The 15,525-nt window shown below is 73.3% G+C and carries 12 protein-coding genes; 9 read left to right on the top strand and 3 right to left on the bottom strand.

Annotated features, from left to right (window positions below; translation table 11 throughout):
- Nucleotides 1-172: 172 nt before the first annotated feature.
- Nucleotides 173-4,621 (bottom strand): cation-translocating P-type ATPase, encoded by a 4,449-nt coding sequence (locus ACYVJE_RS13945; RefSeq protein WP_461144783.1) that lies wholly within the window; start codon nucleotides 4,619-4,621, stop codon nucleotides 173-175.
- Between the two features lie 131 nt (nucleotides 4,622-4,752).
- Nucleotides 4,753-5,151, bottom strand: coding sequence for a hypothetical protein (locus tag ACYVJE_RS13940; protein WP_461144782.1), 399 nt, complete (start codon nucleotides 5,149-5,151; stop codon nucleotides 4,753-4,755).
- Between the two features lie 249 nt (nucleotides 5,152-5,400).
- Here ACYVJE_RS13940 and ACYVJE_RS13935 point away from each other — a divergent pair, with 249 nt between their 5' ends.
- On the top strand, nucleotides 5,401-6,207 hold the full coding sequence (locus ACYVJE_RS13935; RefSeq protein WP_461144781.1) for an SIR2 family NAD-dependent protein deacylase: 807 nt from the start codon (nucleotides 5,401-5,403) through the stop codon (nucleotides 6,205-6,207).
- Between the two features lie 50 nt (nucleotides 6,208-6,257).
- Here ACYVJE_RS13935 and fmdA read toward each other — a convergent pair whose 3' ends face one another.
- A complete protein-coding gene (gene fmdA, locus ACYVJE_RS13930) occupies nucleotides 6,258-7,508 on the bottom strand; it encodes a formamidase (protein WP_461144780.1) in 1,251 nt (416 codons plus the stop codon).
- A gap of 183 nt (nucleotides 7,509-7,691) precedes the next feature.
- On the opposite strand from fmdA, the gene mobA reads away from it, so the two are divergent.
- The 8 genes from mobA to ACYVJE_RS13890 all read left to right on the top strand — a co-directional run bounded on the left by mobA (nucleotide 7,692) and on the right by ACYVJE_RS13890 (nucleotide 15,501).
- Nucleotides 7,692-8,264: a molybdenum cofactor guanylyltransferase gene (gene mobA / locus ACYVJE_RS13925; protein WP_461144779.1), complete on the top strand. Its 573-nt coding sequence runs from the start codon at nucleotides 7,692-7,694 to the stop codon at nucleotides 8,262-8,264.
- A gap of 269 nt (nucleotides 8,265-8,533) precedes the next feature.
- Nucleotides 8,534-9,598, top strand: a complete 1,065-nt coding sequence (locus tag ACYVJE_RS13920) for an AAA family ATPase (RefSeq protein WP_461144834.1) — start codon at nucleotides 8,534-8,536, stop codon at nucleotides 9,596-9,598.
- A 21-nt stretch (nucleotides 9,599-9,619) separates the two neighbouring features.
- The gene (locus tag ACYVJE_RS13915) at nucleotides 9,620-10,567 is read left to right on the top strand and encodes a DUF58 domain-containing protein (RefSeq protein ID WP_459155790.1); all 948 of its coding nucleotides are present in this window, start codon (nucleotides 9,620-9,622) and stop codon (nucleotides 10,565-10,567) included.
- Complete coding sequence (locus ACYVJE_RS13910) at nucleotides 10,564-11,544, top strand: VWA domain-containing protein (protein WP_461144778.1); 981 nt, start codon at nucleotides 10,564-10,566, stop codon at nucleotides 11,542-11,544. The genes ACYVJE_RS13915 and ACYVJE_RS13910 overlap by 4 nt, the downstream gene beginning before the upstream one ends.
- Nucleotides 11,545-11,674: 130 nt before the next feature.
- Nucleotides 11,675-12,397, top strand: a complete 723-nt coding sequence (locus tag ACYVJE_RS13905; RefSeq protein WP_461144777.1) for an MgtC/SapB family protein — start codon at nucleotides 11,675-11,677, stop codon at nucleotides 12,395-12,397.
- 423 nt (nucleotides 12,398-12,820) lie between these two features.
- A complete protein-coding gene (fabG, locus tag ACYVJE_RS13900) occupies nucleotides 12,821-13,525 on the top strand; it encodes a 3-oxoacyl-ACP reductase FabG (RefSeq protein ID WP_459155787.1) in 705 nt (234 codons plus the stop codon).
- Between the two features lie 67 nt (nucleotides 13,526-13,592).
- On the top strand, nucleotides 13,593-14,360 hold the full coding sequence (fabI, locus tag ACYVJE_RS13895) for an enoyl-ACP reductase FabI (RefSeq protein WP_459155786.1): 768 nt from the start codon (nucleotides 13,593-13,595) through the stop codon (nucleotides 14,358-14,360).
- A gap of 118 nt (nucleotides 14,361-14,478) precedes the next feature.
- Nucleotides 14,479-15,501 (top strand): ferrochelatase, encoded by a 1,023-nt coding sequence (locus tag ACYVJE_RS13890; RefSeq protein ID WP_461144776.1) that lies wholly within the window; start codon nucleotides 14,479-14,481, stop codon nucleotides 15,499-15,501.
- The last annotated feature ends 24 nt before the right edge of the window (nucleotides 15,502-15,525 follow it).

Below are 15,525 nucleotides of genomic sequence, written 5' to 3'. Positions count from 1 at the left end.
CAGTACCGTCGTCAGGAAGTTCGGCATGGTGAGCGTTTTCTTCTCCGCGGCTTCCTCGGGAGCGTTTCGCCTCGAGCATGGCGTTGCGAGGTGAGTGCGAGGTGTGTCCCGGGTTGTCAGCAGGTAACGGACGCAGGAACATGTCCCAGGTCAGCGCCGTAGCCGGCATCGCTCAGCCCGCCGGCGCGGGCTCGATCGCCTCCGTCGCGAAGGTGGGCGTTCCTGACGAATCCGGCAGGTCTCGGCGCCCGGCTGCATCACCGCGCTGGAACACCAGCACCGCGGCCGTGCTCAGCATCGCCGCTGCCAACGCGATCAACCACTGGTGCGGCAGCAGCGGGCTGCTGCCGAAGAACTGGCTCAGGCCGGGGATCTGCACGACGCCGTACAGCACCGCGAACGACACGGCTCCGGAAGCCAGCACGAGCGGCGTGCGCCCGCGCACCGCGAGGGTCTGCACGAGCTGGGCCGAGACCAGGGCGGCCAACCCGGTGGTCCGCGCCTGCCCCGGAAGCGACACCGGACGTGCCAGCGCACACGCCAACCCGGCAGCGCTCGCCGTCGCCGCGGCGCGCACGTACACGCTGCGGGTCAACGCCGTCCCGAGCGAAGCGTCCGGCCCCTCCGCCAACAGCTTCTCCGGCGTCGCCCGGGGCGGCGGGCGCACCGCGATCGCAATCGCCGGCAGGACGTCGGTCAGCATGTTGACCACCAGCAGCTGCCGCGCGTTGAGGGCGGCTCCACCGCCGAAGAACCCGGAGCCGACGGTGTAGCCGATCTCGCCCAGGTTGCCGCCGAGCAGTATCGACAGCGCATCGTGCACCGAGGCCCACATGCCGCGACCCTCCACGATGCCCTGCGTGATCGTCTCGATGCGGTCGTCGGAGACGACGAGATCGGCCGATTCGCGCGCTGCCGGGGTGGCGCGCGAGCCGAGCGCGATGCCGACGTGGGCGAGCGTGATCGCCGGCACGTCGTTGGCCCCGTCGCCGGTCATCGCCACGGTGCGGCCCGCGGCGCGCAGCAACCGCACGATGCGGGCCTTCTGCGTGGGGCTCACCCGGGCGAACACCGAGATCTTCGGCAGCTCCGCGGCGAGCTGTTCGTCGTCGAGCTCGTCGAGGGTTCCGCCGTGCAGCACCTCGCGGCTGCCGAGCATGCCGAGATCGGCGGCGATGGCCTCCGCGGTGCTGGGGTGGTCCCCGGTGATCATGACCACGTCCACCCCGGAGCGTTGCAGCCGGCCGACCGCATCGGCCGCCGTCGGTTGGACCGGATCGCTCAGACCGATCAGACCGAGCAGCGCCAGTCCATCCACATCGGAATCCGCGAGGTCGGATTCCGCCTCGTCCGGAGTGGACTTCTCGGCCACCGCGAGCAGCCGGAACCCGCGCAGTGCCAAGCGTTTGACTTCATCCTCGATCTCGGCCCGGGCTTCCCCGTCGAACGGCCGGTCCCCGTCGGAGCGCCGCCACAGCACGCAACGGTCCAACACGACTTCGGGAGAACCCTTGACGTGCAACGAAACCCCTTCCGGGCCGCGGCTGCGCGTGGCGTGGAAGCTGCGGGACGGCTCGAAGGGCAAGTCGGCGAGCACGTCGTGGTAGTTCGGGTCGACACCCGCCCGCAGCGCGCCGTCCAGCACCGCGCGGTCGGTGGGGTGCGGCAACGGCTCGTCGTCAGCGGGCTGCGGGTTGGCGCGGGAGGCTGTTTCGATCACCCGCCGCTGAGCCGCATCGAGTGCATCCGGATCGGCGCTGCGCCGGCCGTCGGAGACCTGGCCGAGCTGCAGACGTCCCTGCGTGAGCGTGCCCGTTTTGTCGAAGCACAGCACATCCACCCGGCCCAGCGCCTCGATCGTCGCGGGGCTCCGCACGAGCACCCCGCGCTGCGACAACCGCCGCGCCGAGGCGAGTTCCGCCAGCGTCGCCACGAACGGCAGCCCCTCCGGCACGGCGGCCACGGCCAACCCGACCGCGCGCCCCACGGTCTGCCCGAGCGGGATGCCCCGCAGCAGGTCCACCAGGAACAGCACCCCGCCCGCCCCGACCGACACCGGCAGGATCTGCCGGGTCAGCTCGTCCAACCGCGCTTCCACCCCGCCCGAGGCGCTGCCGTCTCCGCTGCTGCCGCCGTTGCCGCTGGTGGTGCGTCCGAGCTCGGTGGCGGTGCCTGTCGCGACGACCACTGCCGCGGCCGTGCCGGTGGCGACCGTCGTGCCCTGGTACACCATGCTGGTGCGATCCCCGAGGGCGCTGGCGGTGGTGGGGCCCGGCGTTTTGACCACCAGATCGGATTCGCCAGTCAGGCTGGATTCGTCGACCTCCAGGAAATCGGCGGTCAGCACCCGGCAGTCGGCGGGCACACCGTCGCCGGAACGCAGTTCGACCACGTCGCCGCGGACGAGTTCGTCGGCGGAGACCGTCGTGACCTCGCCCGCGCGGCGCACGCGCACCGGTAGTCGCTCGGTGTCCAGCAGCTGCGCGAGCTCCCGGTCGGTGGCCGCCCGCTGCACCCCGTCGATCGCGGCACTGATGCCGAGCACTCCCACGATCAGCAGAGCGTCGACCACCGAGCCGAGCCCGGCCGAGACCACCGCCCCCGTGGCCAGCACGGGGGTCATCGGGTTGACCAGCCCTTCCAACGTCGTCGCCAACGCCCCGGAACCGTCCTTCCGGGATTCGGCCGGGCGGGTGCGCTGCAGACGTCGCACCGCTGCCTGATCGAGGCCGTCCACCGAACTGGACAGCATCCCCAGCACGGCCTTGCGCGGCAGCGCGTGCCACGGGGTGTGCTCCCGGGGAGCGGGCGGGGGCCGGTTGCCGGCCTGGAGCCCGGCGAGGGTGCCGGTGGTCAGCGCGAACAACGTGGCCGCCTGCACCGGCATCGCGGCACGCGCCGGCGCGCCGAACGACGGGCCGAGGGCGCTGAACAGGGTGCCGAGGCACGCTCCGCCAACTGACAGCGCGGCGGCCTGCCGACTGGCCGTGCGAGCCCGGGACACCGCCGACAGCAGCGTGTGGGCCTCCGCGCGGTTCGGGCACAGCACGTCGGCACCCCACGGCACCGCGCACTCGAGGTCGGTGACGCCGAGCCCGACGTCGGCTGCGGCCAGTGCCGCGCACGCGCGGTGCGACACGACTCCCACCACCCGGCCGTCCTGCTGCAACCGGTGCACCGACTCCGCCAGCCGGTCACCGCCGGGCACGACTTCACCGACCGGCAGCCGCTGGCCGAGCCCGCTGCCGGCGTCGGCGAGCACGACCGAACCGGTCTCGTCCGCGGCCTGCACGAGTGCCTCGGCGAGCGGGTCGAGCTCCCGCACGACCACGACGAGCCCGACGGGTTCGGCGTCGCGGTAGAGCAGGAGCAGCTCCGCACCGCGTTCCCGGTGGGCGCGCGCCGCGTCGCGGACGTCGGCCGGCAGCTCCCGGTCGTGCTCATGCGGGGCGACCGACCACCGTCCCTGCGCGCGCCGCTCCCGCGGCGCGTCCGGATCGACCAGCTTGCCGGCGTGCGCGAACAGCCGTCCCGGGTCGAAGCCGGTGTCCAGGGCGAGCACCTCGTCGACGGTGTGGCTGCCGGTCAGCAGCGCGGCCCCGTCGAGCACCACGGTGTCGACCCGGTCGAGACGTCGCATCGCTCGCGGTTCGAGCACGACCCCGCCGCGGGCGCACATCGACGAGGTGAGCTGGCTGACGAACGCCTCGCGGCCGCTCTTGGCCGGGCGCGGCGTCCCGGCGTGCAGCGTTGCCAACGCCCGCCGAGGGTCCCGGCTCGCCGTGAGCACGGTGCCGTAGCCGGCGAGCGCGCAGGTGCCGGAGACGTTCGCGACATGCTCCACGACCCCGTCGGGCACGGCCACCGGGCGAGGCCGGGTCGCCAGCGCTGGCGCCTCGTGCACACCGGGGACTCCTGCGCGGGCCTGTTCCCAGCGGCGCCACGCGCGGTGGCGGGCGGCCGTTTCCCGGGTGGCGGTGAACCGGCCGAGGATGTCGGTGAACGAGGACAGCGGATTCTGCGACAGTCCTTGGGCGACTGCGCCGCCGAGGCCGAGCGCGAACTCGGTGCGCGGGCGGCCGAGCGCACGTTCAGCGCGGGAACGCACCCACGGCACCGCATCGGTCAGCGACACCGCGGCGGCCACCAGCGGGGTCAGCGGACGTACCGGTAGCAGCGGTGCCGCCGCGGAATAGCCAAGCCCCAGCGCGCTCACGCCCAGTGCCCCGACTTCGCGCAGCAGCGCGTCGGCGTTGCCGGGGTGCGCGGCGGTTCCGGGGGCTTGCCCGCGCTCGGCCAAGCCGTGATCGGCTTCGACCCGCGCGACCACCTCGGCCAGGGCACGGCGGTCCGCGCCATTCGGTGCGTGCCGCGTCACCACGCGTCCGAGCACCGCGTTCACCTCGACCTCGCGCACGCCGTCGATGTCGGACAGGCGTGCGCGCAGGTCCCCACCGGCTTGCTCGGCACCGGGCTGGTGCAGACCGCGCACCTCGAGATGGGTCCGATCGGCGTCCTCGTGGCTGCGCCGGGTGACGGGTGCGCCGCCGAGCGCGCGCACGGCGTCGACGACGTCGCTGGCGACGTTCGCCACGCGCGACAGCAGCGTGTCCAACGACATGGATCCTTCCGCGTGCGGCGTTGGGCGAGGCGCGCGATCGACGCGACGAGAAGCCCGGGTGGTTTCGACGCCCCGGAGCACGGGCGCGGCCGAAGCGCGCCGACCGCGCCGGTGGAGGATTCAGCGGTCTGTCAGGTCTGCTGGCCGCGGTCGCTGCTCACGACAGCCGTGCCGAGTCCGATGGCGAGCGCCACCGGCCATTCGATGAGGCTCAGCGCGGTGCCGGCGGCGAGGCCGCCGTAGAACAAGGCGTGTTTGGTCGACGGCAGCTGTGCACGGACCGTTTCGGCCGCGGACGTGACGTCCTGCCGACCGGGCAGGCGCATGTCGGGCCGGTGGAACTCGGCGGTGACGAACGGCAGATGCACCGTCGCACCGTGCGCGGTGCTGTCGTCCGGCGCGTCGGCGACGGCGGTCGTCTGCGCTCCCGCGCTCCGGGTGGTGGAACCGGAGCGCTGTCCCTGCGTGCTCGCGCGGGAGCTGCCGCCACGGGACGTGGAACGTCCTCCGGAACTGCTTTCCTTGGCCATGAGGTCCTCCCGAACGGAGCTTCCGTAACCGGAACGCTGTTCAAATGTAGGACGAATTCCTGGTGAACGGAAAGTTCGCCGGTCGCAGATGTCGCTATTTTCCCCGGATTCGGTCAATCGCGCAGCAGCGGCGGTGTGCGCCGCTGATCGTCAGCGGGTGACCGTCGAGGAGCGGGTCCGTGGCATGGTGGCCGTGCGAGCGCACCGCGCCACAGGCGCGGTGCACCCATCGATCCGCGGAGGGCTACCGTGCGCAGCGAACCGACCCCGGAGGGGGGCGACCCGCAGTGGCAGCGGGCCCGCGAGGTGTTCGCCGGGGCGCGGCGCGTGACCGCGCTGACCGGAGCGGGCCTGTCCACCGCCTCCGGCATCCCCGACTTCCGCGGCCCCAACGGGGTGTGGACGAAGAACCCGGCGGCGCAGCGGCTCACCGACATCGACAGCTACGTCGCCGACCCGGAAGTGCGCAAGCAGGCGTGGCTCGCCCGCGCGGAGAACCCCGCGTGGCAGGCCGAACCGAACGCCGCGCACCGCGCGTTCGTCGACCTCGACCGCGCGGGGCGGCTGCAGGCGGTGCTGACGCAGAACATCGACGAGCTGCACCAGCGCGCCGGGCTCTCCCGCGACCGCGTGCTGGAGCTGCACGGCACCATGTTCCGCGTGACCTGCCTCGACTGCGGCGGCACCGGGCGCATGCGGGACGCGCTGCGCCGCGTCGAGGACGGCGAGGAGGACCCGGCCTGCCTCGACTGCGGCGGCATCCTCAAGTCCGCGACGATCTCCTTCGGCCAGGCGCTGGACCAGGAGGTCATCCGGCGCGCCGAGCAGGCCGCGGTCGACTGCGACGTGTTCCTCGCCGCGGGCACCTCGCTGACGGTGCACCCGGCGGCGGGGTTCGCGCAGCTGGCCTCCTGCGCCGGGGCCGAGCTGGTCATCTGCAACGCCGAACCGACGCCGTACGACCACCTCGCCGCGGCAGTGCTGAGCGAACCGCTCGTCGAGGTCCTGCCGGCGCTGGCCGCGGCCGCCCCGACCCCCGGGTCCGGGGAGCGCTGATCTGCGGTCCGGGTGCCTCGGACAGCTCAGCGCTCCCCGTGGCGGGCAGCTCAGCCGGCCACGGCGCACTGCCCGCGGTCGACCGGCACCGGCCCGTCACCGCCCGGCCGGATGTCGAAGTCGAAGATCTCCGTCGGCAGGTACAGCGAGCAGCAGGCGTTGGGGATGTCCACGATCCCGCTGACGCGGCCCTCGATCGGCGCGGCGCACAGGATCAGGTACGCCTGCTCGCCGGTGTAGCCGAACTGCTCGAGGTACTCGATCGCCTGCAGGCACGCCCGCCGGTAGGCGATCGTGGCGTCCATGTAGTGCTGGTCCCCGGACTCGTCGACGGAGATGCCGACGAACGAGACGAACTCGCTGTACTGCGGCTGCTGCCGGCCCGGCTGGAAGATCGGTGTCGAGGCCCGGTACCGCTCCATCCCGCCCTTGACGAGGTCCACGCCGAGGTCGACGTAGCCGCCCATCTCCACCGCGCCGCAGAAGCTGATCTCCCCGTCGCCCTGGGCGAAGTGCAGGTCCCCGATGGAGAACAGCGCGCCGGGCACGTAGACCGGGTAGTACACCCGCGAGCCGATGCCCAGGTTCTTGATGTCCACGTTGCCGCCGTGCTCGCGCGGCGGCACGGTCCGCGCGCCCTCCTGCGCGGCCCGGTCGCGCGCCGCGCCGGTGAGCGAGCCGAGCAGGGCGTGCGGTTCGTGCGGCGGCAGGGCCAGCGGCGGCACCCGGTCCGGGGCGGTGTCGATGAGCGTCCGCTCCCGCCGGTTCCACGTGGCCAGCAGCTCGTGCGACGGGGCGCAACCGGCCAGCCCCGGGTGCACGTTCGAGTCGATGCGCACCCCGGGCAGGTGCCGCGAGGTGGCGAAGCGGCCGTGGAAGTCCCACACCGCCTTGCCCGCGCGGGGGAAGTGCTCGGTGAGGAACCCGCCGCCGTTGGACCGGTCGAAGATGCCGGTGTAGCCCCAGCCCTGACCGGGCTCGGAGCCCGGGCCGCGGTCGATGGTGTGCGCCGGGCCGACGTCGAGGTAGTCGACCACGAGCAGGTCGCCCGGCTCGGCTCCGGTCACGGCGATCGGGCCGCTGAGCATGTGGTTGTGGTCGAGCACCACGTCGCGCACGTCGTCGGCCGAGTCGGTGTTGCGGATCTGGCCGTCGGTCCAGTCCTTGCACTCGATGCGGAACTCCTCGCCCGGGCGCACCTCCGCCACGGGCGGGATGTCCGGGTGCCAGCGGTTGTGCCCCGGAACCTCGTGCTCGTGCATCGAGGTGTCCTGGTCGACGTGGAAGACGGTCTTCGGCATGCTCGCTTCTCCTCGAGTTCGTCGTTGATCTGCCGAGAACTTCGGCGGCGGGGTTCTTCGTGGACCGGTCTTCGTGTTACCCCGCGGTGAGGGCCCGCGCACGACGGCGTCGCCGGCGGACCGGCGCGCCGATCATCGCTCCCGACCTGTCTCCGGCGGTGGTGAGCTGGGAACATGGCGGGCATGGACGGGCAGTCGGGGATGACCGCGATCGTGCTGGCGGGTGGGCAGGCGCGCCGGTTCGGCGGTGCCGACAAGCTCGGGCAGTCCGTGTCCGGCCGGGCCCTGCTGGACCGCGTGCTCGCGGCCGCGGCCGAGGCGGAGCCGCGCGTGGTCGTCGGGCCGCCCCGCGCGACCCGGCTGCCGGTGCGCTGGACCCGCGAGGAACCGCCCGGCGGGGGACCGGTGGCGGCGATCGGCGCGGGGCTGCGGCTCGTTCCCGGTTCGGCGGTGCTGGTCGCGGTGCTCGCCGGGGACCACGCGCACCTGCGTCCGCGCACTCTCGCGCGCCTGCGCGCGGCGGTGGAGCGGCGGCCGGACGCGGCCGGCGCGGTGCTGGCCGACCCGGACGGGCGGGCGCAGTGGTTGCTGGGGGTGTGGCGCGGCCGGCGGCTGCGCGCGGCCGTGCCGGAGGAGGGGGCCGGACGGTCGGTGCGGTCGGTGCTGGGGGAGCTGGATCCGCTGCTCGTGCCGGCCGCGGGCCGCGAGGCCTCCGACGTGGACACGCCGGAGGACCTGCGGCGGTCCCGGCGGTGAGGGCGGTGCTTCGGCGGAGCGGGGGCTGCTGCCGTTCCGCTGCTGCGGCGTGTCGGGGAGCGGGTGGGCGCCTGTGAGATTAATTAGTTTTGTTATTTCAGTGTTGGATGAAATCAAACCCCGCGTGAAAGGCCGCGGCAGCCGTGCCACGATCACAGCAGCGGTCACACGACCGAGGCCCGCTCATCGGACAGCAGGGAGGCGTGCGGAAGGTGACGCAGGAGGACACGGGAGGTCGTGACGACGCCGCCCACCGGGAAGGGGAGGCGCTGCAGGAGGAGGCGCCCGCGCCGCCCGCCGCGGACGCGCGGGCGCTGGAACGCGCCGTCTTCGAGGTCAAGAGGGTGATCGTCGGCCAGGACCGGCTCGTCGAACGCGTGCTGGTGGGGCTGCTCGCGCAGGGGCACATCCTGCTGGAAGGCGTGCCGGGTGTGGCCAAGACCCTCGCGGTGGAGACCTTCGCCCGCGTGGTCGGCGGCTCGTTCGCCCGCTTGCAGTTCACCCCGGACCTCGTGCCCTCGGACATCCTCGGCACGCGGATCTACCGGCAGGGCAGCGAGCGCTTCGACGTGGAGCTCGGCCCGGTGGTGGCCAACTTCGTCCTCGCCGACGAGATCAACCGCGCACCCGCCAAGGTGCAGTCGGCGCTGCTGGAGGTCATGGCCGAGCACCACGTCTCCATCGGCGGCGAGAGCTTCTCCATGCCCACTCCGTTCCTCGTGCTGGCCACGCAGAACCCCATCGAGAACGAGGGCGTGTACCCGCTCCCGGAAGCCCAGCGCGACCGGTTCCTGTTCAAGCTCCCCGTGGAGTACCCGACCGCGGAGGAGGAGCGGGAGATCATCTACCGCATGGGCGTGCAGCCGCCGGAACCGGCGGCGCTGCTGACCCCGGAGGAGCTCGTCCGGCTGCAGCAGACCGCCTCCCGCGTGTTCGTCCACCACGCCCTCGTCGACTACGTCGTGCGGCTCGTCGCGGCCACGCGCACGCCGAACGAGCACGGCCTGTCCGACATCGCCGGCTGGGTCTCCTACGGCGCCTCGCCGCGGGCGAGCCTCGGCACCGTCGCCGCGGCGCGCGCCCTGGCGCTGGTGCGGGGGCGCGACTACGTGCTGCCGCAGGACGTCGTCGACGTCGTCGGGGACGTCTTCCGGCACCGGCTCGTGCTCTCCTACGATGCGCTGGCCGACGGCATCTCCCCGGAGCACGTCGTCAACCGGGTGCTGCAGACCGTGCCGCTGCCGCAGGTCGCCGCCCGACCGCAGGCCCCGGCGGCGCAGCCCGGCCCACCGCCCGCAGCGGGGCAGGCGCCGTTCGTCGGCCCCGCCCAGTAGCACCGGACCGGAGGAGCGGTGGTGTCAACACCCAGCAGCGCAGCCCGCCCGTCCTGGGCGCCGCCCCCGCTGGACGAGAGCCGTCTGGCCGAGTCGCTGCGGCAGCTCGAGTGGACCGTGCGCGTCCGGCTCGACGGGTTGCTCCAGGGCAATCACCTCGGGATCCTCCCCGGCCCGGGCACCGAGCCGGGGGAGGCCCGCCCCTACGAACCCGGTGACGACGTCCGCCGCATGGACTGGGCGGTCACTGCGCGCACCGGCGAACCGCACATCCGGCAGAGCGTGGCCGACCGGGAGCTCGAGACGTGGACGGCCGTGGACCTGTCGGCCAGCCTCGACTTCGGCTCGGCGGCCTGCGACAAGCGGGAGCTCGCCGTGGCGGCGCTCGCGGCGGTCACGCACCTCACCGCCGGCGGGGGCAACCGCATCGGTGCGGTCGCCGACACCGGCACCGGCGAGGTGCGCGTTCCCGCCCGCTCCGGCACGCAGTACGCGCGGGCCCTGCTCAAGCGCGTCGCCGCGCTGCCGCGCGCGCCGGAAGGCACCCGCGGGGACCTGAACGCGCTCGTCGAGTCCCTGCGCAGGCCGCCGCGGCGCCGCGGGCTGATCGCGCTCGTCTCCGACTTCCTCGGGCCGACCGACTGGCAGCGGGCGCTGCGCGCCCTCGGGCAGCGGCACTCGCTGCTGGCGGTCGAGGTGCTGGACCCGCGGGACGTGGAACTGCCCGATGCGGGCACCGTCGTGCTGTCCGACCCGGAGACCGGCAAGCAGCGCGAAGTGGAGACCACGCCGGTGCTGCGCCGCGAGTACGCGGCCGCCGCCGCGGCGCACCGCGACGAGGTGGCCGCGGCGTTGCGGCGAGCGGGCTGCGCGCACCTGACCCTGCGCACCGACTCCGACTGGATCGCCGATCTCGTGCGGTTCGTCGTGGCGCGCAAGCGCGGATGGTCCGGAGGGGGAGCGGGTTGAGTCTGTCCGGCTTCGCCACTCCGTGGTGGTTCCTGCTGCTGCTCGTCGTGGCCGCGCTCGTCGCCGGCTACGTGTGGGCGCAGCGGCGCCGCCGCGCCGACAGCCTGCGGTTCGCCAACTTCGCCGCGCTCGAGCGCGCCGGTTCGGGGCGGCGCGCGTGGCTGAAGCACGTGCCGCCCGCGCTGGTGGGGGTGGCGCTGATCCTGCTGACGGTGGCGCTGGCCGGACCGACCGCGGAGCAGCGCATCCCGCGGAACCGGGCCACCGTGATGCTGGCGGTGGACGTGTCGCTGTCGATGAAGTCCGAGGACGTGGCGCCGAACCGGCTGCAAGCGGCGAAGCAGGCGGCCAAGGAGTTCGCCGAGGAACTCACCCCGGGGGTGAACCTCGGGTTGGTGTCCTTCGCCGGTACCGCCACGGTGATGACCATGCCGACCACCGACCGCGCGGCGGTGAAGCAGGCGATCGACTCGATGCAGCTGTCCGAGGCCACGGCCACCGGAGACGGGATCAACGCGTCCATGTCGGCGATCGAGTCCTTCGGCAAGATGGTCAGCGGCCCCGCCGGGCCGCCGCCCGCGCGCATCGTGCTCATGGCCGATGGCGGGCAGACGATCCCCCGCGATCTCAACGCCCCGCGCGGGGCGTACTCCAAGGCCCGCGAGGCGAAGGAGAAGGGCGTGCCGATCTCGTCGATCTCGTTCGGCACGCACCACGGCAGCGTCGAGATCGAGGGCCAGCGCGAGTGGGTCGAGGTCGACGACGCCGCCATGGCCGAGATCGCCCGGCTGTCCGGGGGCGAGTTCCACAAGGCCGCCAGCGCGCAGGAACTGCGGCAGGTCTACGAGACGCTGGGCGAGCAGATCGGTTACGAGACGAAGCACACCGATGCCAGCAGACCGTGGCTGGTGCTCGGCACGCTGGCGCTGATCGTCTCGGCTGGGGCCGCGCTCCGGCTCGGACGCCGCGTGCCGTAGGGGCGCGGGCGCGTTCGGAGCGCCGGGCTCGCTGGTGCGGTGCGGGCCGCGGAGTGCGGTCGCGGCGCGTGCCCGGTGGGGCGGTGGCTGCGAGTGTCGCGGTGGTCCTCGCTGCGTTACGTTCGCCCGCATGCGCGATCCCGTCGTGTCCGGTTTCGACGAGCTGCCGCTGCTCGTCGAGTTGGGCACGGCCCTGCTGTTCTCCAGCCTCATCGGTGTCGAGCGGGAAGTGCGCGCCAAGAGCGCCGGCCTGCGCACGCACACGCTCGTCGGTGTCGGGGCGGCGCTGTTCGTGCTCGTGTCCAAGTACGCCTTCGGCGACCTGCTCGCGTTCGAGCGCGTGTCGTTCGACCCCTCGCGCGTGGCGGCCCAGATCGTCTCCGGGATCGGCTTCATCGGCGGTGGGCTGATCTTCGTGCGGCGCGACGCGGTGCGGGGACTGACCACGGCCGCGACCGTGTGGGTCGTGGCCGCGGTGGGAATGGCCTGCGGCGGTGGGCTCGTCGTGCTGGCGGCGGCGACCACGGGGGTGCACTACCTCGTGGTCATGGGGTTCCCGTCGCTGCTGCGGCTGTTCCGGCGCTCGCTGCGCGAGCCCCAGGTGCTGCGCGTCGGTTATCTCGACGGCCACGGGGTGCTGCGCAGCGTGCTGACGTTGTGCACGAGTCGCGGGTGGACCATCACCGACGTGCAGGTCGAGCGCGAGGACACCGAGGAGGACGAGCAGCGCACCGCCGTGGTGGCGGTGCGGGTGCGGGGCAAGTGGCCGGTGCGCTCGCTCGTCGACGAGGTGGCGGTGCTGCCCGGCGTGCTGCACGCCGCCGCGGGGGAGTCGGTCGAGTCCGGGTTCTGACGCGGCGCGGGGTCGCACCCGATCCACCACAGGTGTGGTGACCAGTGCGCCGCGCCTGCGCGCCGGGCGGAGCTCCCGGTGCGCAGGCGCGCCTCCAGCTCCGGGCAGCGCACGCTGCTCTGCTCGACCCCGCGCGGTCCTCCCGCGTGCCACCACACCTGTTGTGGTCGAGGCGGCGCCGAATCCACCACAGATGTGGTGGCGTGGCGGGCTGGGAGCCCCAGTCGGCCGCGCCCAGCGCCGGACCCCGGCGTCGGATCCCAGTGCCGCACCGCGGTGCGGCCCCGGGACGCGATGTGGGGACACCACGATCGCGCGGGCGAATTTCTGTGCGGAGGCGACCACGGTCCACTGCGGACGGGTCGATAGTGTTCCCGCGGGCTTCGAGGCCCGGCAGTGATGACAGCGCGAAGGGAGAGCGACGTGGCACGGTCCGTCTTGGTGACCGGTGGGAATCGCGGGATCGGATTGGCCATCGCGCGGGCGTTCCAGGCCGCGGGGGACCAGGTCGCGGTGACCCACCGCGGCTCGGGGGCCCCCGAGGGCCTGTTCGGGGTGCAGTGCGATGTCGGCGACCCCGACCAGGTGACCGCCGCCTTCGACGAGGTCGAGGCCCACCAGGGGCGGGTCGAGGTGCTCGTGGCCAACGCCGGCATCACCGACGACGGGTTGCTGCTGCGCATGGGTGAGGACCAGTTCAACAGCGTGCTCGACACCAACCTCGGCGGTGCCTACCGGGTGGCCAAGCGCGCGGCGAGCAGCATGCTGCGCAACCGCAGCGGGCGCATGATCTTCATCTCCTCCGTGGTCGGGCTCTCCGGCGGGGCGGGCCAGGTCAACTACGCCGCGAGTAAGGCCGGGCTCGTCGGCGTCGCCCGCTCGGTCGCGCGCGAGCTGGGGTCGCGCTCGATCACGGCGAACGTCGTGGCGCCCGGGTTCGTCTCCACCGACATGACCGACGCGCTGTCCGAGGAGCGCAAGCAGCAGATCCTGGGGGAGATCCCGCTCGGCCGGTTCGCCGATGCCGAGGAGGTCGCCGGCACCGTGCGGTGGCTGGCCTCCGCGGAGGCCAGCTACATCACCGGCGCGGTCATCCCGGTCGACGGCGGACTGGGCATGGGCCACTGAGGTCGGGCGACCGAGAGCACCGGAAGGCGGGCGCTGACGCCCGCGGCACGACAGCGGAAGGACAGACGTGAGCGGACTGCTCGAAGGCAAGCGCATCCTGATCACCGGGGTGATCACCGAGACATCGATCGCCTTCCACACCGCGAAGGTCGCCCAGGAGCAGGGCGCCGACGTGGTGCTCACCGGGTTCGGGCGGATGCGGCTGGTGGAACGCATCGCCGGCCGGCTCCCGAAGCCCGCACCCGTGGTGGAACTGGACGTCACCGACAACGAGCACCTCGACACGCTCGCCGACCGGCTCGGCGAGCACTGGGACTCCGTCGACGGCGTGCTGCACTCGATCGCGTTCGCGCCGCAGTCCTGCCTGGGCGGGGACTTCCTCACCGCGCCGTGGGAGGACGTCTCCCAGGCGCTGCAGGTCTCGGCGTACTCGCTGAAGTCGCTGACCACGGCGGTCATGCCGATGCTCAACGAGGGCGGCTCGATCGTCGGCATGGACTTCGACGCGCGCGTGGCCTGGCCCGCCTACGACTGGATGGGCGTGTCCAAGGCCGCGTTGGAGGCCACCTCGCGGTACCTGGCCCGCGAGATGGGGTCGCGGCAGGTGCGGGTCAACCTCGTCTCGGCCGGCCCGGTGCGCACCATGGCCGCCAAGTCCATCCCCGGCTTCAGCGAGCTCGAGGAGAACTGGGGCGACCGCGCCCCGCTCGGCTGGGACGTCGACGACCCCACACCGGTGGCCCGCACCGTGTGCGCCGCGCTGTCGGACTGGCTGCCGAAGACCACCGGTTCGATGATCATGGCCGACGGCGGGGTGCACGCCCTGGGTAGCTGAACCGCCGCCGCACCCGCCTCCGCGGCGGTGCGCTGGAGCGCACCGCCGCGGCGTGGTCGGGATCATCCGCCCTGCACCCCTCGCACGCGGTGAGGGGCGCGCCGGGCATCATGGTGGCGTGAGCTTCGACGCGCTGCTGTTCCTGTCGTTCGGCGGGCCGGAGGGCCCGGAGGATGTCCGCCCGTTCCTGGAGAACGTCACCCGCGGACGGGGCGTGCCGCCGGAGCGGCTGGACGAGGTGGCGGAGCACTACCACCACTTCGGCGGCGTCTCGCCGATCAACCGGCTCAACCGCGACCTCATCGAGCGGCTCCGCGCGGAGTTCGACGAGCAGGGCCGCGAGCTGCCGATCTACTTCGGCAACCGCAACTGGCACCCGATGGTCGAGGACGCGGTCGCGCGTATGGCCGACGACGGCATCGGCAGCGCGCTGGTGTTCGCCACCTCCGCCTGGGGCGGCTACTCGGGATGCCGCCAGTACCACGAGGACATCGCCCGGGCGCGCGCCGCGGTCGGCGACCGGGCGCCCGAGCTGGTGAAACTGCGCCAGTTCTACGACCACCCGCTGTTCGTGGAGGCCAACGCCGACGCCGTGCGCCGCGCCTGCGCGCAGCTGGGCAGCGGCCGGCGCGCGGAGGCGCGGCTGGTGTTCACCGCGCACTCCATCCCGATCGCGGCCGACGAGAAGACCGGCCCGGACGGCCAACCGCACTGGTACTCGCGGCAGGTCGCCGAGTCCGCGCGCCTGGTGGCCGAGGCCGCCGGCGTCACCGACTACGACGTGGTCTGGCAGTCCCGGTCGGGCCCGGCGCACGTGCCGTGGCTGGAACCGGACGTCTGCGAGCACCTCGAGCAGCTGCACCAGCAGGGCGTGGCCGCCGTGGTCACCAGCCCCGTCGGGTTCGTCTCCGACCACCTCGAAGTGGTCTGGGACCTGGACAACGAGGCCGCGGAGAAGGCCGCAGAACTCGGCGTGGACCACGTCCGCGCCGACACGGCCGGCACCGACAGCCGCTTCCCGCAGATGATCGCCGAGCTCGTCGCCGAGCAGGTCGACGCCGCCCCGGTGCGGAAGCTGTCCACACTGCTCGCCGCCGGATCCACCCGCAACGGCGAGCCCTGCTCGCCCGAGTGCTGCTGACACCACCGTTCCGCAACCCCCGAC

Source organism: Salinifilum aidingensis, assembly GCF_054782015.1.
Note: the sequence above shows the minus strand (reverse complement) of the source record. Positions and strands in the feature narration are given on the sequence as shown.

What these genes read in the sequence shown, in the direction of transcription:
- ACYVJE_RS13940 (WP_461144782.1), bottom strand. Translation starts at nt 5,151, where the DNA reads ATGGCCAAGGAAAGCAGTTCCGGAGGACGTTCCACGTCCCGTGGCGGC.
- ACYVJE_RS13905 (WP_461144777.1), top strand. Translation starts at nt 11,675, where the DNA reads ATGCGCGATCCCGTCGTGTCCGGTTTCGACGAGCTGCCGCTGCTCGTC.
- ACYVJE_RS13945 (WP_461144783.1), bottom strand. Translation starts at nt 4,621, where the DNA reads ATGTCGTTGGACACGCTGCTGTCGCGCGTGGCGAACGTCGCCAGCGAC.
- mobA (WP_461144779.1), top strand. Translation starts at nt 7,692, where the DNA reads ATGGACGGGCAGTCGGGGATGACCGCGATCGTGCTGGCGGGTGGGCAG.
- fmdA (WP_461144780.1), bottom strand. Translation starts at nt 7,508, where the DNA reads ATGCCGAAGACCGTCTTCCACGTCGACCAGGACACCTCGATGCACGAG.